The following is a 20,101-nucleotide window of genomic DNA, read 5'->3' on the forward strand; positions in this document are numbered from 1 at the left end:
GTGAAAGGGCGGTGTCCTAGGCCACTAGACGAAGGGGACGCAATCCCTTCTCTGAACAGGCTGGAATCTGTTTAGCAGTGATAAAACAGGCCGACGCGAACGTCGACCAAAAAACTTGGTGGAGCTAAGCGGGATCGAACCGCTGACCTCCTGCATGCCATGCAGGCGCTCTCCCAGCTGAGCTATAGCCCCGTCGCTATGACGGGGCGCATATTAAGATCGACGCCCCGCCCTGTCAACAGAATTTTACGTAAAACAGCGACTTAACAGCGGCAAGCTTCAAGCTGCAAGCGACAAGCAGCGCTGAGCCACCGCACGGCAGCGGCCCGGTCTTGCCTTTGCCTTTGTCTTTGCCTTTGCCTTTGCCTTTGCTTGGAGCTTGGAGCTTGGAGCTTGGAGCTTGGAGCTTGGAGCTTGCCGCTTGCCGCTTGCCGCTGGAGGCTAGATAGCCTCCAGTTCCTTCTGCCAGGCCTTGTTCTCTTTCTTCGAGGTGCCGCCCAGCAACTCCAGCGCCTGGCGCAGGCGGAAGCGGGTCAGGTCCGGCCCCAGGTGCGCCATCGCATCGAGCACAGAGACCGAACTGGCCTGACCAGTGATAGCCGGGAAGAGCAGCGGCATCAGGTCGCGCAGCTTCAGCTCCTGGCTGGCGGCCACGGCGTTGATGGTCGCCATGATCCCGTCCTTGTTCCAGTCGCGCAGCGCTTCGAGTTTCCACAGCAGCAGCTGCATGACCTTGCGCACCTCGTCGGCAGACAGCTTCTTGTGCTCGAACAGCTCGGGCGCAGGGTTCACCTTGCCCGCCATGAAAAAGCCCAGCAGGTCCGGCAGATCGCTGAAGGTTTCAACCCGACTCTGCGCCAGGCTGATCATTGGCTTGAGGTAAGTGGGGTTCAGCGCCCAGGTCTGCACCGCGGCGGCAAAGTCATCCTCCGACAGCTCGCGAATCCACTGGCCGTTGAGCCAAGACAGCTTCTCCACATCAAAGATCGGGCCGCCGAGGGACACCCGCTGGATGTCGAAGTGCTCAACCATTTCACCGAGGGTGAATTTTTCACGCTCATCCGGCATCGACCAGCCCATGCGCCCCAGGTAGTTGAGCAGCGCTTCAGGCAGATAGCCCATGCGCTCGTAGAAGGTAATGCTGGTCGGGTTCTTGCGCTTGGACAGTTTGCTCTTGTCGGGGTTACGCAGCAGCGGCATGTGGCACAGCTGTGGCATGTCCCAACCGAAGTACTGATACAGCAGAATGTGCTTGGGTGCGGAATTGATCCACTCCTCACCACGTAGCACGTGGGTGATGCCCATCAGATGATCGTCGACCACGTTGGCCAGGTGATAGGTAGGCAGACCGTCTGCCTTCATCAGCACCTGCATATCGACCTGCTCCCAGGGGATCTCGATCTCGCCGCGCAGCATGTCCTGCACCTGGCAGATGCCTTCGCTCGGCACTTTCATGCGCACCACGTGGGACTCGCCCGCTGCCACGCGCTTGGCGACGTCATCGGCATCAAGGTGCAGGCAGTGACCGTCGTAGCCGGGCGTCTGTTTGTTGGCCATTTGTTCGGCGCGCAGAGCATCCAGCCGCTCACTGCTGCAGAAGCAGCGGAAAGCATGACCGGCGCTGATCAGCTTTTCGCTGTGCTGGTGATAGATGGCGCTGCGCTCGCTCTGGCGGTAAGGGCCGTGGGGGCCACCCACATCCGGGCCTTCATCCCATTCCAGCCCCAGCCAGCGCAGCGAATCGAGAATCTGCTGCTCTGACTCGGCACTGGAGCGCACCTGGTCAGTGTCTTCGATTCGCAGGATGAACTGACCGCCATGCTGGCGGGCAAAACACTGATTGAACAGGGCGATATAGGCGGTGCCCACATGCGGATCGCCGGTTGGCGAGGGGGCGATACGAGTACGAACAGTCATGGGGTCTCTCAGTCAGACTGCCGAGCAAGCGCTCGGCGTGGCAGTAAGGGGGTTACGGTCGTTGCATGGCGAGCGATTTTATCAGGCCTCGACCTCGACTTGCACATCCTGACGCGCTTCCAGGTTCTCGATCACGAAATCGATGAAAGCCTTTACCTTCATCGCCTGGAAGCGACGCGACGGATAGAGCGCATACAGCTCGCTCGAAGGCAGGGTCACGCCTTCCAGCACGCGCACCAGAGTGCCATCGGCCACATAGGGCTCAGCGATAAACGCCGGGACATTGATGATGCCGGCACTGGCCAGCGCGGCCTCACGGGCGAAGGTGATATTGTTGACTACCAGTACCGGGTTGATGGGCACACTCAGATGGGGCTGAACAAAGTGCCATTTTCGGCTGCCATCGACCAGCGCATGGATACAGCGATGCTGGCTCAGCTCTTCCGCCAGCTTGGGCATGCCGTATTTGGCCACATACTCTGGGCTGGCATACAACTGCCGCGGGCTGGACATCAGTGGACGCGCGACCAGGCTGGAGTCCTGGGGCCGACCCAGATGCACGACAATATCCACCCCCTCTTCCACCGGATCCACGGTACGCGTGGTGAGCTCCACTTCCACTTGAATCGCCGGATAACGGCGCATGAACTCGCCCACCACGCCACCCAAAAACAACTGACCGAACTCGATCGGTGAGCTGACCCGCAGCAGCCCGGTAGGTTCGCGCTGCAACTGCATGATGGCCTGCTCGGCTTCGGCAAATTCCTGCATGATCTGCCGACAGCGCTCGTAGTACGCTTGCCCCACTTCTGTCAAACGCAGCTTGCGGGTAGTGCGGTTAAGCAGTCGCACGCCAAGGCGCTCTTCCAGTTGAGCGATGCGCCGGCTCACCGTGGACTTCTGCATACTCAACGTTGCCGCCGCGCTGGTAAAGCTATGGCACTCCACCACCCGGGTAAAAATCAGCGCATCATCCAATCCCATCGGTTACTGTTCCCGTATTGCAACAAAGTTTCCAGATTCTAGCGCCTCTGGCGTCAGGCGGAACAGTGTTAGAGTGCGTCGATAACAAAAATTGGGGAAGTTCATGTCTGCCCGCGTTCGCCTACGCCTGTTTGCCTTTCTACTGCTTTGCGCCCTGGTCGGTGTCGCCGCTGCAGCCCAGTGGTGGTTGGTCGGTCGCCATTACGAAGAGACGGACAACGCCTACGTCCAGGGGGACATCACCCTGATTTCCAGCCAGTTGGCGGCGCAGGTAACCGAGGTGCTGGTGGATGACAATCAACTGGTGCAGGCGGGCGATCCATTGGTACGCCTGGACTCGCGCGATTTTGACGTGGCTTTGGCCCACGCGCGCGCCAACCTGGCCACCCGCAGTGCCGAACAACAACAGGCACGCTCTAAACTGACCCAGCAGGACAGCCTGATCCTCGCTGCCGAAGCCAGCCTGCTGGCGACCCAGGCCGAACAACGGCGCATCGAGCTGGACATCAAGCGCATCACACCCTTGCGTCAATCCGGCTACGCCTCGGAAGAACAGCTGAGCAACTTCCGCGCGCAACTGGAAGTCGCCAAGGCACAGGTAAAAAAGGCCGAGGCCGACGTACAAACGCAAAGACTGGTCAAAGACACGCTCTACGCGGATATCGAACGCTTGAAAGCACAGATCCAGGCCGCCGAAGCCGACATCAGTCAGGCCGAGCTGGCATTGGAGCGCACCGAGATACGTGCACCGCTGGCCGGCCTTGTCGGCCAGCGCACCGCCCGCGTCGGCCAGAACGTACAACCCGGCAGTCACCTGATGGCGGTAGTACCCCACAACCAGCTGTGGATCAAGGCCAACTTCAAGGAAACCCAGATTCAGGCGATGCACGAAGGCCAGAGCGCCGAGCTGGTGTTCGATGCCTTCCCCGACGACGTGGTGCCGGGTCAGATCCAGAGCCTGTTCCCGGCCTCCGGCGCGCAGTTCAGCCTGCTGCCGCCAGACAACGCCACGGGCAATTTCACCAAGGTGGTTCAGCGTATTCCGGTGAAACTGGTAATCGACGCCGAGCACCCGTTGAGTGAGCGCATTCGCCCCGGCATGTCCGTGCACGTAAAGGTTGATCTGCGTGGCTGAGGCCGCGATTCCCGAGCAGGAGATCCCGCCACCCGGCAGGCGCGACTGGATTGCTCTGCTGAGTGCGATTCTGGGCGCCTTCATGGCGATCCTGGATATTCAGATCATCAACTCTTCGCTGAAGGATATTCAGGGCGCGCTCTCGGCTACAATCGAGGAAGGCTCGTGGATTTCCACCTCCTATCTGGTGGCCGAGATCATCATCATTCCGCTCGCTGCCTGGCTGACCACGATCTTCTCGCCACGGCGTTTTGCGGTCGCCATCTCGACCCTGTTCGTGATTGCCTCACTGCTCTGTTCCATGGCCTGGAACCTGGAAAGCATGATCGTGTTTCGCGCTTTGCAAGGCCTGGCCGGGGGCGCGCTGATCCCCTTTGCCTTCACCCTGATTCTGACCAAACTGCCGCCTGCATCGCGCCCCAAAGGCATGGCCATGTTCGCCATCACTGCTACCTTTGCACCTTCCATCGGGCCCACCATAGGCGGCTGGCTGACCGAAAACTTTGGCTGGGAATACATTTTCTACATCAATATCGTGCCCGGCATTCTGATGGCCAGCGGCTTGATGTACGGCCTGGATAAAGCAGCGCCGCGCTGGGAGTTGCTGCGCCAGGGCGACTACTGGGGAATCGCCACCATGGCCGCTGGCCTGGGCTGTCTGCAGGTTTTTCTGGAAGAGGGTCACCGCGAGGACTGGTTCGAATCCAGCAGCATGGTTACTTTGGCGGTTATCTCCTTTGTCAGCCTGGTCTGCTTTATCATTCTGCAATTATCGCGGCCGAACCCTCTGGTGAACCTGCGATTGCTTAAAGAGCGTAACTTCCTGTTCGGCAGCTTGGCTAACATCGGCCTGGGCGTGGGGTTGTACGGCACAGTATTCGTGTTGCCGGTGTATCTGGCGCAGATTCAGCAGTACAACGCTCTGCAGATTGGCCAGGTGATCATGTGGATGGGTTTTCCGCAACTGCTGATAATTCCCCTGGTGCCGATTCTGATGAAGTTCGTCGACGCCCGGCTGATCTGCGCCGCCGGCTTTTTCCTGTTTGCTTTCGCCAGTTTCTTCAGCGGCAGCCTGAATCTCGACTTTGCCGGCGATCAGTTTATTGCCATCCAGATTTTCCGTGCCTTTGGCCAGCCGATGGTGCTGGTGCCCATGTCGATTCTCGCCACCGCGATGATTCCGCCCTCGCAGGCCGGCTCCGCCTCCAGCCTGTACAACATTCTGCGCAACCTGGGCGGCGCCATCGGCATTGCCGCGTTAGCTACCATTCTCGACAGCCGGGCCAAGCACTATTACGAAATACTGCGCGCAAGCGTCACACCGGGTAACCCGGCATTCACCGAGCGCATGGAGCTGCTAACCGCACAGCTGGGCAACGAGCAGAGTGCTTTTCAATTGCTCAGCAACCAGGTGCACCAGCAGGCCAGCATCATGGCTTTCAATGACGCCTTCCACCTGATTGCCATCATGCTGGCTTGTTCCATGGTGTTCGTACTCTTGACCCGCGCCATTCCCAAACCTGCTGCGGCCAAGCCCGCGCATGCAGCAGATGCCAACATCGAAGCAACCCACCCCTGACCTGTAATTTTTTTTGAGCACCCTCTGGAAATAGTCCCTTCCAGCGGGTAGCATCGGCCGGAAATGTAAAATATTTTCAACAACTCATTGTCAGCAGGTACATCATGGCCGAAGCCCAGCACACCACCTCTTATTACGCCGCCTCCGCCAATGCAGCTCCGGCAAGGCCATCGTTGCAGGGTCGCCATGAAACCGATGTGTGCGTGATTGGCGCTGGCTATACCGGCATCTCGACCGCGCTGTTTCTGCTTGAGCAAGGTTTCAAGGTCACGGTACTGGAGGCAGTCAAGGTAGGCTTTGGCGCCTCGGGCCGCAATGGCGGGCAGATCGTCAACAGTTACAGCCGCGATATCGATGTGATCGAGCGCACCGCTGGCGCCAAGCAGGCGCGACTGATGGGCGAGATGGCCTTTGAGGGCGGCCGCATCATTCGTGAGCGGGTGGCCAAATACAACATCCAGTGCGACCTGAAGGACGGCGGCGTATTCGCTGCCTTCAACGACAAGCAGATGGGCCATCTCGAAGCCCAGAAGAAACTCTGGGAGCGCTACGGCCACACCCAGCTGGAAATGCTCGACGAGCAGCGTATTCGTGAAGTGGTCAATACCGAGCTGTACGTGGGCGGGATGCTCGACATGAGCGGTGGCCACATTCACCCGCTTAATCTGGTCCTGGGTGAAGCGGCTGCGGTCGAATCATTGGGCGGCGTCATTCATGAGCACTCCAGAGTGACCCGCATCGATCAGGGGGCCAAGCCGGTGGTGCACACCGATCAAGGCCAGGTAGTCGCCAATTATGTGGTCGTCGCCGGCAACGCCTACCTCGGCAACCTGCTGCCGCAGTTGGCCGCCAAGTCCATGCCCTGTGGCACCCAGGTGATCACCACCGAACCCCTGAGCGAAGAACTGGCACAGTCACTATTGCCGCAAGACTATTGTGTGGAGGACTGCGCCTACCTGCTGGATTACTATCGCCTGTCCGGCGACAAGCGCATGATCTTTGGCGGTGGTGTGGTCTATGGCGCCCGCGATCCGGCCGACGTGGAAGCCCTGGTGCGGCCCAATCTGATCAAGACCTTCCCGCAGCTAAAGGACGTGAAGATCGATTACGCCTGGACCGGCAACTTCCTGCTTACGCTGTCACGCCTGCCCCAGGTAGGTCGAATTGGCGACAACATTTATTACTCGCAGGGGTGCAGCGGCCACGGTGTGACTTACACCCACCTGGCCGGCAAGATCCTGGCAGAGGCCTTGCGCGGCCAGGCAGAACGCTTTGACGCCTTTGCCAGCCTGCCGCACTATCCTTTCCCCGGCGGCCGCCTGTTCCGCGTGCCTTTCACCGCCATGGGCGCCTGGTATTACCAGATGCGCGACAAACTGGGATTCTGAATGCGCGCCCGCGGCCGCAGCACCGATAACCCGGCACCCGTGCCGCGATTTCAGTGAAGTTGATCACAACGCGTGCTGCAGCTCGGAACCGCGCCGCAATTTTTCAGTCTGATCAGGGGTGACCCATGCCCTGCATGGCACTTGCAGGCACCAGCCTGCGCGCAAAGCTTCCAAGCAAGGAAGCCAAGACCAAGAATGAGGAGTAACTCCAATGACTTTCATGCAATCCAGCAAGCGTTACCTGTCCATTGTTTTCGCCGCCCTGTTCATGCTCACCTCGCTGGTCAGTATCCAGGCTCAGGCTGCCATGGTTGGCACTGACGAAGTCATCGCCCAGCAACAGCTGAGCGTCGACCGAGCTGAGTTGAAAGGCATGCTGCAAGATCAGGCAGTGCAGGACAAACTCGCCAGCATGGGTGTATCGCCAGATCAGGTTGATCAGCGGATCGACAGCCTGACCGCCGATGAGCTGGCCTACTTCAACACCCAGCTTGATGAAGCGCCCGCTGGTGCTGGCGTAGTGGGTGTAATAGTGCTGTTTCTGGTGATTTTCATCATCACCGATATGCTCTGCGCAACCGACATCTTCAGCTTCATCCACTGCATCAACCGCTAACGGATGCGCGCTTTTCGCGTCCTCGTCGCGCTCGGGCTGACAGCACTGCTGTCAGCCTGTGCCGGCACTCAGACTCTTCCCAAAACCGCGCAATTACCGCCTGATCTGCACTCTCAGCAACTGCTCGGCGACGTCCCCTTTTTCGCCCAGGATGAGTACCAATGCGGCCCCGCTGCCTTGGCCATGATGCTCAACCAGCGGCACCTAGACATAACACCCGAGGCGCTCAAGGAGCGCGTGTACATTCCCGAGCGCAAAGGCAGTCTGCAGGTCGAGATGGTCGCCGCCGCCCGCGATCAGGGCATGCTTGTCTACCCGCTGGAACCTGAGCTGCAGGCCATACTCAGCGAGGTCGACGCCGGCAACGCCGTACTGGTCATGCAGAACCTGGGCCTGAGCTGGTTCCCGCAGTGGCATTACGCCGTGGTGGTTGGCTACGACCTGAACGCGCAGGAGTTGATCCTGCACAGCGGCCTGCAAGAAGCCCAGCGCGAACCCTTCAAGCTGTTTCTGCGCACCTGGGACCGGGCCGAGAACTGGGCTCGAGTGATCATGCCCGCCGACCGACTACCTGCCACTGCCGAGCCTCTGCCCTACCTGCGCGCCGCCAGTGATCTGGAGCAGACCGACAAGCTCGATAGCGCCAAAAGCGCTTATCAGACCGCGCTGATCCGTTGGCCGGGGGAGCCTGCAGCGCGACTGGGACTGGGCAATGTAGCCTGGCAACAGGACGACAGGAGCGTCGCCGTCGCCCACTTCAGCGAACTGACTCGCCAATTCCCGAATCTGGACGCAGGCTGGAACAATCTGATCACCGGTTTGAATGAAATGGGCTGCCCGCAGGCAGCCAAGGTAGCGCAGCAGTGCTTCGAGCAGCGCAGCCGCACCGGTGCCGAGAATGACCAGAATGCCGCTTGCCCCCTGCCGGTCTGCCCCTGATGATGACGGCTTCTTTCGCCATCACAGGAGCCGTTCGGCATGCTGAGTGCGCAACAGGTCCAACAGCTGATTCGCCAGGGTGTGCCGCAGGCCGACGACCTTGATCTGCGCATTGAGGAAGTCAGCGAGCAGCACAGCCTCGCGCGGATACCCTTCCACAGCCGGCTGATTCGCCCCGGCGGCACATTGTCGGGACCTACGTTGATGGCGCTGGGCGATGCGGCCATGTACGCCTTGATTCTCGGCAAGCTTGGACCGGCCGAGATGGCCGTCACCTCGAACCTCAATATCAACTTCCTCTCTCGCCCGCAACCCGTTGATCTAATGGCAAAAGCAACGCTGCTGAGGATGACGCGCAGACAAGCCGTGTGCGAGGTTGGTCTCTATAGTGCGGGCCAGCCGGATGAGCTGGTTGCGCATGTAACCGGCACCTATGCATTGCCCCTTTGACCGGCGGTACCTGGGCAAGCTGTCGAACGTCGTATTGCCAGCCCGCCCCGCTTGGGCTGCGATAGCCAGGCCGAATTCAACAAGGAATAGCCCGTGTCACTGCGCGCCTTCAGCCTGACCCTGCTTGCCATGCTGGCCTTTGCCGGCAATTCGATCCTCTGCCGCCTGGCACTCAAGGAAACCGAAATCGACCCCGCCAGCTTCACCGCCGTTCGCCTGACGGCCGGGGCGATTACCCTGTGGCTGATCATCCGGCTGCGTCGGGGTGGTGACGCCGGGGCGGGCAACTGGTGGTCTGCACTGGCACTCTTTGCCTATGCCGCCGCCTTCTCGCTCGCCTACGTGCAGCTGTCTGCCGCTACCGGGGCACTACTGCTGTTTGGCGCGGTTCAGACCAGCATGATCGGTTACGGCCTGGCCCGTGGTGAGCGGCTTGGGCCGTTGCAATGTCTCGGTGTGGCGCTGGCGATCATTGGTCTGGTGGTGCTGCTGTTGCCCGGACTGTCAGCGCCATCACTGGAGGCGGCGCTATGGATGCTCGCCGCCGGGGTGGCCTGGGCGGTGTATTCAGTGCGTGGTCGCGGCGCCGGCGATCCGACGCGCGTTACCGCGGGCAACTTCATCCGCGCGCTGCCCTTCGCGGCGCTGTTCTGCCTATTACTCTGGCCCTCGCGTTCATTCGATCAACCCGGTGTACTCTATGCGCTACTGTCCGGCGCGCTGGCCTCCGGGGTAGGTTATGCCCTCTGGTACGCGGCTTTGCCGTTACTGGCGACCAGCGCTGCCGCCACGGTGCAGTTGAGTGTGCCGGTGATTACCGCCATCGGTGGTATTGTGCTGCTGAACGAAGCTCTGACCCTGCCGCTGCTGATTGCCTGCGCCAGCATTCTTGGCGGCATCGCCCTGGTCGTTCTCAATAACCGCAAGCCAGCCTGAGAAGCCGATAGTCAATGACTGCGAAATATGTCCACCTGCGTTACCTGCTGATTCTTGCCGCTTTGTTCTCGCTACTCTTTGCCGTGCTGGCCGTCAGCCCGCATGACCGCAGTGACTGGGCGCTGGAGAATCTGCTGGTATTGGCGTTCGTTGTGACCCTGGGACTCAGCTACCGCGCCTTCCCGCTCTCACGCCTGTCCTACACGCTGATCTTCCTGTTCCTCTGCCTGCACGAAATCGGCGCGCATTACACCTACTCCGAGGTGCCTTATGACGCCTGGGTGACCCGTGTATTCGGTGTCAGCCTGAACGAACTTCTGGGCTGGGAGCGCAATAATTTTGACCGGGTGCTGCACTTTCTGTTCGGCGCACTGCTGGTTTATCCGATCCGTGAACTCTACTGCCGGGTGGCCAATGCGCGTGGCTTCTGGGGTTACTTTTTTCCACTCGAGCTGGCGATGGCCGCCTCAATGCTTTACGAGCTGTTTGAATGGGGCGCCGCCAGCCTGTTTGGCGGCGATCTGGGCGTAGCCTATCTGGGCACTCAGGGCGACATCTGGGATGCCCATAAAGACATGCTGCTGGCCACTGTCGGTGCTTTTGCCACCTTGTGCATAGTGCTGCTGATCAACCTGCGGGTTAATCCTGATTTTCGCAGCGAATGGCGCAACAGCCTGCGCGTCAAGCGCCAGCGCCCGCTGGGAGAAGACGAGCTTGAGCGCTTGCAGCAACTGCGCCACAGCGAGGCGCCAGAACAGCACAAGCGCTGATCTCAGGCTGCCCTGCTGGATGCAAAGTGGTAATATCCGCTGCGGAAACAGCGCCACTGCGCGCTGCCGTTCAGCGATGTCGCAGCGCTTTGAGCATTACGGCAGACAGACCAGATAGTTTGAAGGAATCTACATGGCGCTCATTCCGGGAATGTCCAGGGTGAAAATCGTACTCCTGTTGTTGGTCATTGCCGGCTTGTTCATCGCCTGCACCAATATTCCACAGTACCCCGTTGAACAGCCGATAGCCGCAGCGGTACAGAGCTACGATTATCAACGCGATATCCGTCCGATATTCGAACACAAATGCATGGCCTGCCACGGCTGCTACGATGCCCCCTGCCAACTCAAGCTGACCAGCGCGGAGGGGCTTGAGCGGGGCGCTACCAAACTGCCGGTGTATGACGGCTCCCGCCTGGAAGACATGGCCCCAACCCGGCTCGGGATCGATGCCGACTCTACTGCCGGGTGGCGAGAAAAGGGGTTTTTCTCGGTACTGCATGGGGCTGAAGACGGCCAACTTGGCGGGCTGGATGCATCAGTGCTGTACAAGATGCTGCAGCTGTCACGCGCCAATCCACTGCCAGCCAATAGTCGCTTGCCGGATGAGGTCACCCTGGGCGTTACACGCAGCAACAGTTGTCCCACCAATGACCAATTCGCCGACTACGCTGATGACTTTCCCCACGGCGGCATGCCCTACGGCGCCACCGGCCTGACCGACGAGGAGTTTGCCCGAGTCAGCCAATGGATCAGCGAAGGCGCTGTGGTCCAGCCGCAGACCTATACGCCCAACAAGGCCGAACAGCAGATGCTTGCGCGTTGGGAGAGCTTCCTCAACCAGAGCGGTATGCGCGAGCAATTGGTAGCGCGCTACCTGTTCGAGCATCTGTTTACTGCTCACCTGCACTTTCCTGACAGCGGCCAACGCCAATTCTATTCGCTGGTGCGCTCCAGCACGCCACCAGGGCAACCGGTGCAGCCACTGCGCACCGTGCGCCCGAACGATGACCCCGAGCAGCCGTTCTTCTACCGGCTGCAGCCTATGCGGCAAAGCATCGTGGAGAAGACCCACATCACTTACGAGCTGGGCGATACTCGCCTGCAGCGCTTTCAGTCCCTCTTCTTAGAGTCCTCCTGGGAGCTGAGATCGCTGCCCGGGTACAGCTACGCCGAGCGTGCCAACCCCTTCATCACCTTCTCGGCGATTCCGGCCAAGGCGCGCTATCAGTTTCTGCTCGACGATGCTGAATACTTCGTGCGCACCTTCATTCGCGGACCTGTGTGTCGTGGCCAGATTGCCACAGACGTGATCCGCGACCAGTTCTGGACGGTATTCGAAGATCCCGAGCAGGAGGCCTACGTCAATGACCTCGAGTACCGTCTGAAGACTTCGCCATTGCTCGGCTTGCCCGGTCAGAAGAGTGATCTTCTGGCGCTCGGGCCGGAATGGATCGAATACAACGAGCAGCGCAACAAGTACCTGGATCTGCGTCGACACTACTACGCCAAACGCAAACCGCAGGGCGCCACCCTGGATGAGCTCTGGGACGGCGACAACTGGAACCAGGACGCCCTGCTGACCATCTTCCGCCATCACGACAGCGCCTCGGTGCGCCGCGGGCTGCACGGCCGCGTGCCGCGTACCATCTGGGTGATGGATTACCCCTTGCTGGAGCGCACCTACTACGAACTGGTGGCCAACTTCAATGTTTTCGGCAGCGTCTCCCATCAGGGTCAGACGCGGCTGTATTTCGACCTGATCCGCAATGGCGCCGAGCACAACATGCTGCGCTACGTACCCGCCAATCAACGTGAATCCCTGTATGCGCATTGGTACCAGGGCAGCGCCAAAATCAAACACGCACTGACCTACACCGGGCTGGATACCACCACGCCCGCCGCCATGGATTACCAGGGAGCCGAGAGCAACCGGGCCGTGATGCAGCGCTTCAGTGAGTTGTTGATGGATCGTACCGCTCGGGTCAGCGGGCCGGCCGACAGCCTGAACCGATGCTCGCAGGAGAACTGCAATCGACCAGCCGTCAGCAGCGCGCAACAGCAACTCGAAGCTGCGCTGCGCCCGCTTTCCCGCGCCGATGGCAGGAGTTTGCCGGTAATACCCTTGATGCCCGAGGTCACCTTCCTGCGTGTTACCGACGGCGACCAGCGCTGGGTTTACACACTGGTGCACAACCGCGCACATTCCAGCGTGGCGTTCATGTTCGGCGAAGAAGCGCGGTTGCTGCCCGAAGAAGACACACTGACGCTCATGGAGGGCACACTCGGTAGTTATCCGAACTTCAGTTTTGATGTCGGGCTGCAAGCACTGCCCGAGTTTATCGAAACCCTGACGGCAGTTCACGACCAGCAAGGCCTGCACTCCCTGGCAGAGCGCTGGGGCGTGCGCCGTACCCATCCCGAGTTCTGGAACATCATGGCCGACTTTCAGCGCAGCGCCGCCGAAGTCGCACCGGATCAAGCCGGCATCCTTGACGTCAATCGCTATCTGAATCTGTAAGCCCCGCGATGCCCGCCGCCGCTCTTTTTGCGGCTGGCGAGCACCGCCTGCGTTGCAAGTTGGCCAAGGCTAGGCTTTCACTACCTCGCTGACCAGCAGCTCGGGGGCGATATTGGTGTAATTGGCAACATCCGCCTGGATCGTTGCGGCGTGCGGACCAAAGGCCGTCCGGAAGCTATCCACCGACTCGAAAAAGAGATGCCCCATCGCCACAAAAGCAGCGGGAGCACCCGGGGCGCCACCGGCCAGACCTCGATCCACAGCAAAAGACAGGCACGCATCTCCCAGCAGCCGCTTGACCATCGGCATGTGCTGCTCACGATAGTAATCGTGGTCAAATTCATTGCCTGCCACATTGGGGTACAACACACTGACTTTGATCATCCGAGGGCTCCTTTGGTTGTCTGTATGCTCATCTGCCGCCGCTACAAAAACTCAGTTTGCACCCCTGCCACCAATAGCCATAGCGAATTAATCAGACGAATATCGCGCCAGTAGCGCCAGCGCGCTGCCGCTTTACACCACAAGCCGATAGGCAGGCTATGCTGTAGTGGCGCCGGCCAATTTTGCAGGCTGGCATGGCAACCATCGGTGCTGGTTCAAGGAGCCTGAATGCGGTTTTCGTTATCTACCCTGGCGGCCCTTTGCTTGTCGCTGACCACCACGCCGGCTGCAGCATCGCTGTACCACGATTACTCTTCGGCGCCGGATGACGCCGAGGTCGATACCGGCAGTTTTATTGATCGCTGGTCCCTGCCCTTCATACCCGTGCCGAAAATCATTACCGAGCCCGCGGTCGGGACAGGCCTGGCCTTGGGACTGGTCTTCTTTCAGGAGTCGGAAGAGCAGAAGACCGAGGGCTCCGATGGCAGCCTGGTACCAGAAAACATCACCATCGGCGGCCTGGCCTTCACCTCCAACGGCAGCCGCGGCTACGGTCTTGGCCACCTTGGTTATTGGCTGGACGACAGCGTCCGTTACAAGGGCTTTCTGGCGTTCTCGGATTTCAACATCGATTTCTACTCCCTTGCCGGCATACCCATCAACCGACCCATAGGCTTCAATATCAAGGGTCCTGCCGTCATCCAGGAACTGCAGATGCGCGTCGCAGACAGCCACTGGCTGATCGGCGCGAAACAGGTTTATCGTAATGTAAAGCTGACTCTCACCGACAACATAGAACTGCCCAATCCGGCATTGGCAGACCGTATCAACGGCTATCTGGATGACTACCTCGGCGAGAGTACAGTCACCTCAGGCCTGGGCATTACCGCCGAGTTCGACTCGCTGGACACCCCGCTCGACCCGCAACAAGGTTACAACTACAAGTTCCGATATCTGATTTACGACAAGGCCATTGGCAGCGATTACGATTACGCCAGCTTCCAGCTCAAAGGTACCAACTACTGGAATCTGAGCCCAACCTGGGACCTGGGCCTGCGCCTGCAATACGACGGCATCTCGGTGGACGACAATACCCTGTTGCCTGCCTATATTGCGCCCTCCATCGATCTGCGCGGGATTCCCGCAGCCCGCTATCAGGGCAATGCCGTGGCAGTGGCCGAAGCCGAACTGACCTGGAAGATCAGCCCACGCTGGCGGCTGAAAACCTTTGCTGGGGCCGGCCGCGCCGCCGAGCAGTTTGGTGACCTTGACGATGCCGAGGCCGCAAACAGCGTGGGCGGCGGTTTTCGCTATATGGTTGCCGCGCGCTACGGCTTCAATATGGGTATCGATCTGGCCCGGGGGCCGGAGGAGACTGCCGTGTACATTCAGGCCGGCTCGACCTGGTAATCCAGGCCGAACTTTGGGTTACACTCATCGGCAGCAATGGACATGGCTGGTAGATACGGCCAGATGATCAAAGGGAGCGCCGCATGCAATCAACCTCCGTACTACTCATGCTGACGGGTATCGCAAGCCTTTTCACGGCCGGCTGCACGACCGCGCCCCAGCACCCGGACGCCAACGACGCACAGCAAGAGCGCGCCGCCCCGGCTACCGAGCAGGTAACCGGCAGCCTCAGCTATCGCGAGCGCATCGCCCTGCCGCCGGGCAGCGTAGCGCATATCAAGTTGAGCGACGTGTCGCGTGCCGACGCCGAGGCAACGGTACTGGCCGAACAGAACACCACCCTGTTCGGCAAATCGGTGCCCATTCCCTTCGCGCTCAAGGTCGAGCCAGCGATGTTTGATTTGCGCCTGAACTATTCGGTGTCGGCGCAGATTCGTAGCGCCGAAGGACAACTGTTGTGGACCACCGACAGCGCCAACCTGATCGACGTGACGCAACCCAGGGTAGACCTGGGTACCCTGATGATGATCAAGGTCACCGGTGCCATAGCCGAGAATGCCGAGATCGTCGACGTGGCGGCTTTTCTGCCCATAGCGGCACGCGGAAATGAGCCGGGCTGGACGCTGAAAATCGACAGCGAGCGCATGAGCCTCAGCCGACAGAACGACCCCACGACCATCCTGACGCCCACACCGACCACCACCCGCGAAGGCGAGCGCTATCGCCTGAATGCCAGTACCGAAGCCAATTCGGTGATTGTCGATGTGACGCCCCAGCTATGCCGCGACAGCATGACCGGCATGCCCTACCCCTACAGGGTAGAGGTCAAGGTCAACGGCGACACCCTGAACGGCTGCGGCGGCGCAGCGCAGTCTCTGTTGACCGGTCGCGAGTGGATTGTCGAAGATGTGGACCGCAAGGGCGTGGTAGACAATACCCAGATGAGTCTGAATTTTACCAACGACGGCCTGCTCGGCGGCCGCGCCGCCTGCAACCAGTACAGCACCAGCTTCCAACTGACCGGCGAAGGCCTCAGCACTCAGGCCATCGCCGCCACGCAGAAAGCCTGCGCCCCTGCTTTGATGGCTCAGGATGATCACTTCTTTGACGTGCTCGGCGATGTAACCCGCTTCGATCTGGACGAAACCGGCGCGCTGCTGCTGATGACCAGCGACAACCGCACGATCAAGGCGCGCGCCGCCGAGCCCGCCAGCGAGATACAGCCGTGATAAGCGGCGGCTGTCTGTGCGGTGGGGTGCAGTATCGCATCAGTGGGGAACTCGAACCCATTCAGCTGTGTCACTGTCAACAATGCCGCAAGGCGCAGGGCACGCCCTTTGTCAGCAACATCCCGGTGCCGCGAGCGCAGTTCGAACTGCTTCAGGGCGCTGATCTGCTCAAGGAGTATGCCTCTTCGCCGGGAAAGGCACGGGTGTTCTGCAGTCATTGCGGCTCACCCTTGTACAGTCACAGGTTGAGCGATCCGGGGACTATCCGGCTACGTGCCGGCAGCCTGGACCAGGATCTTGCTGTCCGTCCAGGATTCCACGCTTACACCGCCTCGGCTGCCAACTGGTGGCGGATCAACGACCAGCTGCCGCAATACCCGGAAGGCGCCCCGCCCCCGCCAACGCGATGAAAAGCGACCTACCAATCCAGCGAGGTAATGCATGACGCAAGACCGCAGCAAACGCCAGGAAAACCCCTTGACCCTTCCCCTGGGAGATGAGCAACTGGTAATACGTCGTCGCTACGAAGTGCTGAGTATCATCAACGACTTTTTCATCGCTATCTGGTTTCTGCTCGGCAGCCTGCTCTTTCTGTTCCCGCAGTACGAAAAGCCCGCCATCTATTTTTTCATTATTGGCAGCGCCCAGTTCCTCATACGGCCGAGTATTCGTCTGGTCAGCCACATGCATCTGCAGCGCCGCAGAGGCTCTTCAGACAGTAGCGCCAGCAACTGGGAAAACTGAACTGCGGTTATGAATTGCAATGATTTCCCCGAGTGAACACTTGTACGCACAGAGCCGCTGAACAATACTTGCCAGCATCAGCACTGCACCAGAAAAACAACAATACAGGTGAGTCATATGGCATTGAGTCGCACCACCAAATTCGCCTACGGGCTGGGCCAGATAGCCGAATCCATCAAGGGCACCGGCTTCAATATCTTCCTGTTTTTCTTTTTTACCCAGGTGCTCGGCCTATCGGGCTCGCTGGCCGGTGTGGCGGTGATGATTGCGCTGATATTCGATGCCGTGACCGATCCACTGGCCGGGCATATATCCGATAGCAGCCGCTCACGTTTTGGCCGCAGGCATCCCTTCATGCTCGCCGCGGCGTTACCGCTGGGACTCGCCTGGTATTTGCTGTTTACCCCGCCTGCGGGCCTCGGCCAGATGGGGCTGTTCCTCTGGCTCACTGGCTTTGCCGTCCTGGTGCGCGGCGCCATCACGCTCTACTACGTCCCCTACCTTGGGCTGGGCGCGGAACTGACCACCGATTATCACGAGCGTACCTCGGTAGCCGCGTGGCGCGGTTTCTGCGGCGTCAGCGGCGCCGCTATGGTTGTGCTGCTGGGTGTGCCGCTGTTCTTTCCCGAAACTGCAGCATTCGAGAACGGGTTACTGAACCCGGCGGGCTACCCGCTGGTGGCATTGAGTGGCGCCGTACTGATGGCGGTGAGCATTCTAGTGTGCACCCTTGGCACGCGCGGGCGGAAAGCCTTGCCCGTGCCGCGCGACCCTCAGCTACCCAGAATATCGCTGCGTCAGAACCTGGCAGCTATCTGGCGCAACGCGTCTTTTCGCGCGCTCTTTCTTGGGACCCTGCTGGTAGCCATTTCCATCGGCATCACCCAGACCCTGAACATGCACTTGAACGTGTATTTCTGGGGGTTGACCAGCAACAGCATCGCCCTGCTCGGCGCTGGTGTCCTCCTGGGTTGGCCGGCGGGTATTCTCCTGGCCCGGCCGCTGCACCTGCGCTTCGACAAGAAACCGACCATCGTGGGCGCGGCACTGATTGCCGCGCTGGCCGGCAATATCGCGGTCGTCCTTGAACTGATGGGAATATTCCCCGGGGCCGAGAGCGCCCTCTTCGTACCGCTGATCCTGCTACTGTTGTTTGTGGGTGGCGCCGCTTCCGGTCTGGCGATGATTTCCGGCGCTTCCATGATGGCGGATGTCGCCCAGCAGCACGCTGACGAAAGCGGCTTGCAGCAGGAGGGCTTTTTCTTCAGCGCCATCTCGTTCACCGGCAAGATGGCAGCGGCGGCCGGTTATCTAGTGGCCGGGGTGGGTCTGGATCTGATTGGCTTTCCGCTACAGGCAAGCCCCAGCTCGGTGAGCAGCGCGCAGGTCGATAGCCTCGCACTGCTCAGTCTGACTGCCGGCATATTTGCCTTTGCGTCGGCCGGCACCTATAGCCGCTATCAGTTGCGCCAACCCGCAGCGACAGCGGTTGCACTCTAGCGTTTTGCCATTTTCGGTAAAGCCGGCGCATGGACAACCAGTCCGGCTTGCGGCATTATGCGCGGCTGAAAAACCCTGCATAACGCAGGGTCATGACCCGCAAGGTAACCGATGAGCGAACTGCCCCACTGCCCCAACTGCGACTCCGCCTTCACCTATGCAGACGGCCTCATGTTCGTTTGCCCGGAATGCGCCCATGAATGGCCACAACAGGCGGAAGCTGCTCAGGAGAGCGGCAGCGGTATTAAGGATGCCAACGGCAATCCGCTTGCCGACGGCGATTCCGTCACCGTCATCAAGGACCTCAAGGTCAAAGGCTCCTCCCTGGTGGTGAAGGTCGGAACCAAGGTGAAGAACATTCGTCTGGTGGACGGCGATCACGACATCGATTGCAAAATCGAGGGTATCGGCCCGATGAAGTTGAAGTCGGAGTTCGTCAAGAAGTCCTAAGTTTCTGCCGGGCGGCCCCGCCACTCCCCATTGGCCTCCCGGCTTGCTCTCCGGCACGCCGGAGCACTCCCCTCTAATGCTTGAAGGCCACGTACTGCCGGTGCGGGTTGGGCCCCCGCCAGATGAAGCCTTCGTAGTAATAGTGCAGGAACGACAGAGTCAGGATGACGATATTCACCCAGGGAAAATGCTGGTAGCTGGTCAGCGCGTAGGCGATCAGCAGCGAGCTCAGCGGCAATACCACAAAGGGTGACCAGGCGCTGGTATGCGTCAGGCGATAGCACAGGCTGCCAGAGCCCGAACGGTTGCGATTGCGATCATGGGTGATGTACACGCTATAGGCTGTGAGGTCATGAATCACCCGCGGAATCAGTATCACGAACAGGGTATAACCTGCCTCGTTGATGACGAGCGCCGACACCAGCATCGCGGCGTTGGCCCACAGATACCAGCGGCCAATTCCCGGTTCGGCTCGCCGCGCCAGACGCCACGAAAGCACCACAACGGCCGCACAGAGTCCCGACCCCAGCGCCGACATCAACTGATAACCACTGACGCCAGCCAGCTCCCAGTGGCCGAGAAAACGCATGCCATACACATTGATGTAGATGGCAAAGCCGGCGAGGATGGCCAACCATTTCCAGCATTTGTACAGTCGGTCCGGACGCGTACCCAGCATCATGAGGGTCAACCCCAGTTGCTGCGCCAGCACGTGATAAATGGTGTAAAAGGCAAGGAACACGAACAACAGGTTGTAGCTGACCGGCTGCGGTCCAAAATGACCGGCGATGGCAATCAGCAGAAACAGACAGAACGGCGGCAACAGAGTGCGTCGGTAATGGGCGACATATTCGCCGTTGGCCATGGTCAGCAGGCTGGCAATAATGTGCGGCAGGCCAAAAAGCACCGCCCAGATGGGCCAATCATTGGGATCGCCCGGCAGCACTTCGTTGGCGAGCCAGGCATCCCACAGCAACAGATCCAGCAGCACCAGCACAATAGACACGGGTATGACGGCATACAATGCCAGCAGCCAGCGGCAATCGATACTGTGCAGAGGGTGTTCCATAAAGAGGGCCAGGGTGTGTTGGTGTGGCCCTACTTGAGCATACGCGGCGGCGCGCGCCCATCACCCGAATTGGTGAACCC

General features: G+C 60.0%; 19 protein-coding genes and 1 tRNA gene. 15 read left to right on the plus strand and 5 right to left on the minus strand.

The window, feature by feature from the left end; all coding sequences use genetic code 11:
- Window positions 1-116: 116 nt before the first annotated feature.
- The 3 genes from V7756_RS13380 to V7756_RS13390 form a co-directional block, all read right to left on the minus strand.
- Window positions 117-192: transfer RNA gene (locus V7756_RS13380), tRNA-Ala, on the minus strand.
- Window positions 193-441: 249 nt separating this feature from the next.
- Window positions 442-1,917: a glutamate--tRNA ligase gene (gene gltX, locus V7756_RS13385; RefSeq protein WP_335610688.1), complete on the minus strand. Its 1,476-nt coding sequence runs from the start codon at window positions 1,915-1,917 to the stop codon at window positions 442-444.
- An 81-nt stretch (window positions 1,918-1,998) separates the two neighbouring features.
- Complete coding sequence (locus tag V7756_RS13390) at window positions 1,999-2,901, minus strand: LysR family transcriptional regulator (protein ID WP_335610689.1); 903 nt, start codon at window positions 2,899-2,901, stop codon at window positions 1,999-2,001.
- Window positions 2,902-3,004: 103 nt separating this feature from the next.
- Here V7756_RS13390 and V7756_RS13395 point away from each other — a divergent pair, with 103 nt between their 5' ends.
- The 9 genes from V7756_RS13395 to V7756_RS13435 all read left to right on the plus strand — a co-directional run bounded on the left by V7756_RS13395 (window position 3,005) and on the right by V7756_RS13435 (window position 13,235).
- Window positions 3,005-4,036: an HlyD family secretion protein gene (locus tag V7756_RS13395; protein ID WP_335610690.1), complete on the plus strand. Its 1,032-nt coding sequence runs from the start codon at window positions 3,005-3,007 to the stop codon at window positions 4,034-4,036.
- Complete coding sequence (locus V7756_RS13400) at window positions 4,029-5,615, plus strand: DHA2 family efflux MFS transporter permease subunit (RefSeq protein WP_335610691.1); 1,587 nt, start codon at window positions 4,029-4,031, stop codon at window positions 5,613-5,615. The genes V7756_RS13395 and V7756_RS13400 overlap by 8 nt, the downstream gene beginning before the upstream one ends.
- 104 nt (window positions 5,616-5,719) lie before the next feature.
- Complete coding sequence (locus tag V7756_RS13405) at window positions 5,720-7,003, plus strand: NAD(P)/FAD-dependent oxidoreductase (protein ID WP_335610692.1); 1,284 nt, start codon at window positions 5,720-5,722, stop codon at window positions 7,001-7,003.
- A 220-nt stretch (window positions 7,004-7,223) separates the two neighbouring features.
- Window positions 7,224-7,619 carry a PA2779 family protein gene (locus V7756_RS13410; protein WP_442909002.1) on the plus strand — a complete coding sequence of 132 codons (396 nt, stop codon included), beginning with the start codon at window positions 7,224-7,226 and terminating at the stop codon, window positions 7,617-7,619.
- A gap of 3 nt (window positions 7,620-7,622) precedes the next feature.
- The gene (locus V7756_RS13415; protein WP_335610694.1) at window positions 7,623-8,558 is read left to right on the plus strand and encodes a PA2778 family cysteine peptidase; all 936 of its coding nucleotides are present in this window, start codon (window positions 7,623-7,625) and stop codon (window positions 8,556-8,558) included.
- Between the two features lie 42 nt (window positions 8,559-8,600).
- Window positions 8,601-9,008: a PaaI family thioesterase gene (locus V7756_RS13420; RefSeq protein ID WP_335610768.1), complete on the plus strand. Its 408-nt coding sequence runs from the start codon at window positions 8,601-8,603 to the stop codon at window positions 9,006-9,008.
- A gap of 93 nt (window positions 9,009-9,101) precedes the next feature.
- Window positions 9,102-9,944 (plus strand): DMT family transporter, encoded by an 843-nt coding sequence (locus V7756_RS13425; protein WP_335610695.1) that lies wholly within the window; start codon window positions 9,102-9,104, stop codon window positions 9,942-9,944.
- A gap of 14 nt (window positions 9,945-9,958) precedes the next feature.
- A complete protein-coding gene (locus V7756_RS13430) occupies window positions 9,959-10,714 on the plus strand; it encodes a DUF2238 domain-containing protein (protein ID WP_335610696.1) in 756 nt (251 codons plus the stop codon).
- Between the two features lie 202 nt (window positions 10,715-10,916).
- Complete coding sequence (locus tag V7756_RS13435) at window positions 10,917-13,235, plus strand: fatty acid cis/trans isomerase (RefSeq protein ID WP_442909003.1); 2,319 nt, start codon at window positions 10,917-10,919, stop codon at window positions 13,233-13,235.
- A 69-nt stretch (window positions 13,236-13,304) separates the two neighbouring features.
- Here V7756_RS13435 and V7756_RS13440 read toward each other — a convergent pair whose 3' ends face one another.
- Window positions 13,305-13,619, minus strand: a complete 315-nt coding sequence (locus tag V7756_RS13440; protein ID WP_335610697.1) for an EthD family reductase — start codon at window positions 13,617-13,619, stop codon at window positions 13,305-13,307.
- Window positions 13,620-13,847: 228 nt separating this feature from the next.
- On the opposite strand from V7756_RS13440, the gene V7756_RS13445 reads away from it, so the two are divergent.
- The 6 genes from V7756_RS13445 (at window position 13,848) to V7756_RS13470 (ending at window position 18,952) form a co-directional block, all read left to right on the plus strand.
- Window positions 13,848-15,029 (plus strand): BamA/TamA family outer membrane protein, encoded by a 1,182-nt coding sequence (locus V7756_RS13445; protein WP_335610698.1) that lies wholly within the window; start codon window positions 13,848-13,850, stop codon window positions 15,027-15,029.
- A gap of 83 nt (window positions 15,030-15,112) precedes the next feature.
- On the plus strand, window positions 15,113-16,258 hold the full coding sequence (locus V7756_RS13450) for a YbaY family lipoprotein (RefSeq protein WP_335610699.1): 1,146 nt from the start codon (window positions 15,113-15,115) through the stop codon (window positions 16,256-16,258).
- Window positions 16,255-16,668: a GFA family protein gene (locus tag V7756_RS13455; protein WP_442909000.1), complete on the plus strand. Its 414-nt coding sequence runs from the start codon at window positions 16,255-16,257 to the stop codon at window positions 16,666-16,668. The genes V7756_RS13450 and V7756_RS13455 overlap by 4 nt, the downstream gene beginning before the upstream one ends.
- Before the next feature lie 31 nt (window positions 16,669-16,699).
- A complete protein-coding gene (locus tag V7756_RS13460; RefSeq protein WP_335610700.1) occupies window positions 16,700-17,002 on the plus strand; it encodes a YrhK family protein in 303 nt (100 codons plus the stop codon).
- A 117-nt stretch (window positions 17,003-17,119) separates the two neighbouring features.
- On the plus strand, window positions 17,120-18,502 hold the full coding sequence (locus V7756_RS13465) for an MFS transporter (protein ID WP_335610701.1): 1,383 nt from the start codon (window positions 17,120-17,122) through the stop codon (window positions 18,500-18,502).
- 111 nt (window positions 18,503-18,613) lie between these two features.
- Entirely contained in the window at window positions 18,614-18,952 is a 339-nt protein-coding gene (locus V7756_RS13470; protein ID WP_335610702.1) for a zinc ribbon domain-containing protein YjdM, read from the plus strand.
- A 73-nt stretch (window positions 18,953-19,025) separates the two neighbouring features.
- Here V7756_RS13470 and V7756_RS13475 read toward each other — a convergent pair whose 3' ends face one another.
- Window positions 19,026-20,021: a hypothetical protein gene (locus tag V7756_RS13475; protein WP_335610703.1), complete on the minus strand. Its 996-nt coding sequence runs from the start codon at window positions 20,019-20,021 to the stop codon at window positions 19,026-19,028.
- Between the last annotated feature and the right edge of the window lie 80 nt (window positions 20,022-20,101).

The organism is Halopseudomonas sp., from assembly GCF_036961105.1.
Taxonomy (GTDB): Bacteria; Pseudomonadota; Gammaproteobacteria; order Pseudomonadales; family Pseudomonadaceae; genus Halopseudomonas.

What these genes read in the sequence shown, in the direction of transcription:
- V7756_RS13470 (WP_335610702.1), top strand. Translation starts at nt 18,614, where the DNA reads ATGAGCGAACTGCCCCACTGCCCCAACTGCGACTCCGCCTTCACCTAT.
- V7756_RS13465 (WP_335610701.1), top strand. Translation starts at nt 17,120, where the DNA reads ATGGCATTGAGTCGCACCACCAAATTCGCCTACGGGCTGGGCCAGATA.
- V7756_RS13460 (WP_335610700.1), top strand. Translation starts at nt 16,700, where the DNA reads ATGACGCAAGACCGCAGCAAACGCCAGGAAAACCCCTTGACCCTTCCC.
- gltX (WP_335610688.1), bottom strand. Translation starts at nt 1,917, where the DNA reads ATGACTGTTCGTACTCGTATCGCCCCCTCGCCAACCGGCGATCCGCAT.
- V7756_RS13395 (WP_335610690.1), top strand. Translation starts at nt 3,005, where the DNA reads ATGTCTGCCCGCGTTCGCCTACGCCTGTTTGCCTTTCTACTGCTTTGC.
- V7756_RS13390 (WP_335610689.1), bottom strand. Translation starts at nt 2,901, where the DNA reads ATGGGATTGGATGATGCGCTGATTTTTACCCGGGTGGTGGAGTGCCAT.
- V7756_RS13415 (WP_335610694.1), top strand. Translation starts at nt 7,623, where the DNA reads ATGCGCGCTTTTCGCGTCCTCGTCGCGCTCGGGCTGACAGCACTGCTG.
- V7756_RS13445 (WP_335610698.1), top strand. Translation starts at nt 13,848, where the DNA reads ATGCGGTTTTCGTTATCTACCCTGGCGGCCCTTTGCTTGTCGCTGACC.
- V7756_RS13450 (WP_335610699.1), top strand. Translation starts at nt 15,113, where the DNA reads ATGCAATCAACCTCCGTACTACTCATGCTGACGGGTATCGCAAGCCTT.
- V7756_RS13410 (WP_442909002.1), top strand. Translation starts at nt 7,224, where the DNA reads ATGCAATCCAGCAAGCGTTACCTGTCCATTGTTTTCGCCGCCCTGTTC.
- V7756_RS13440 (WP_335610697.1), bottom strand. Translation starts at nt 13,619, where the DNA reads ATGATCAAAGTCAGTGTGTTGTACCCCAATGTGGCAGGCAATGAATTT.
- V7756_RS13430 (WP_335610696.1), top strand. Translation starts at nt 9,959, where the DNA reads ATGACTGCGAAATATGTCCACCTGCGTTACCTGCTGATTCTTGCCGCT.
- V7756_RS13475 (WP_335610703.1), bottom strand. Translation starts at nt 20,021, where the DNA reads ATGGAACACCCTCTGCACAGTATCGATTGCCGCTGGCTGCTGGCATTG.
- V7756_RS13405 (WP_335610692.1), top strand. Translation starts at nt 5,720, where the DNA reads ATGGCCGAAGCCCAGCACACCACCTCTTATTACGCCGCCTCCGCCAAT.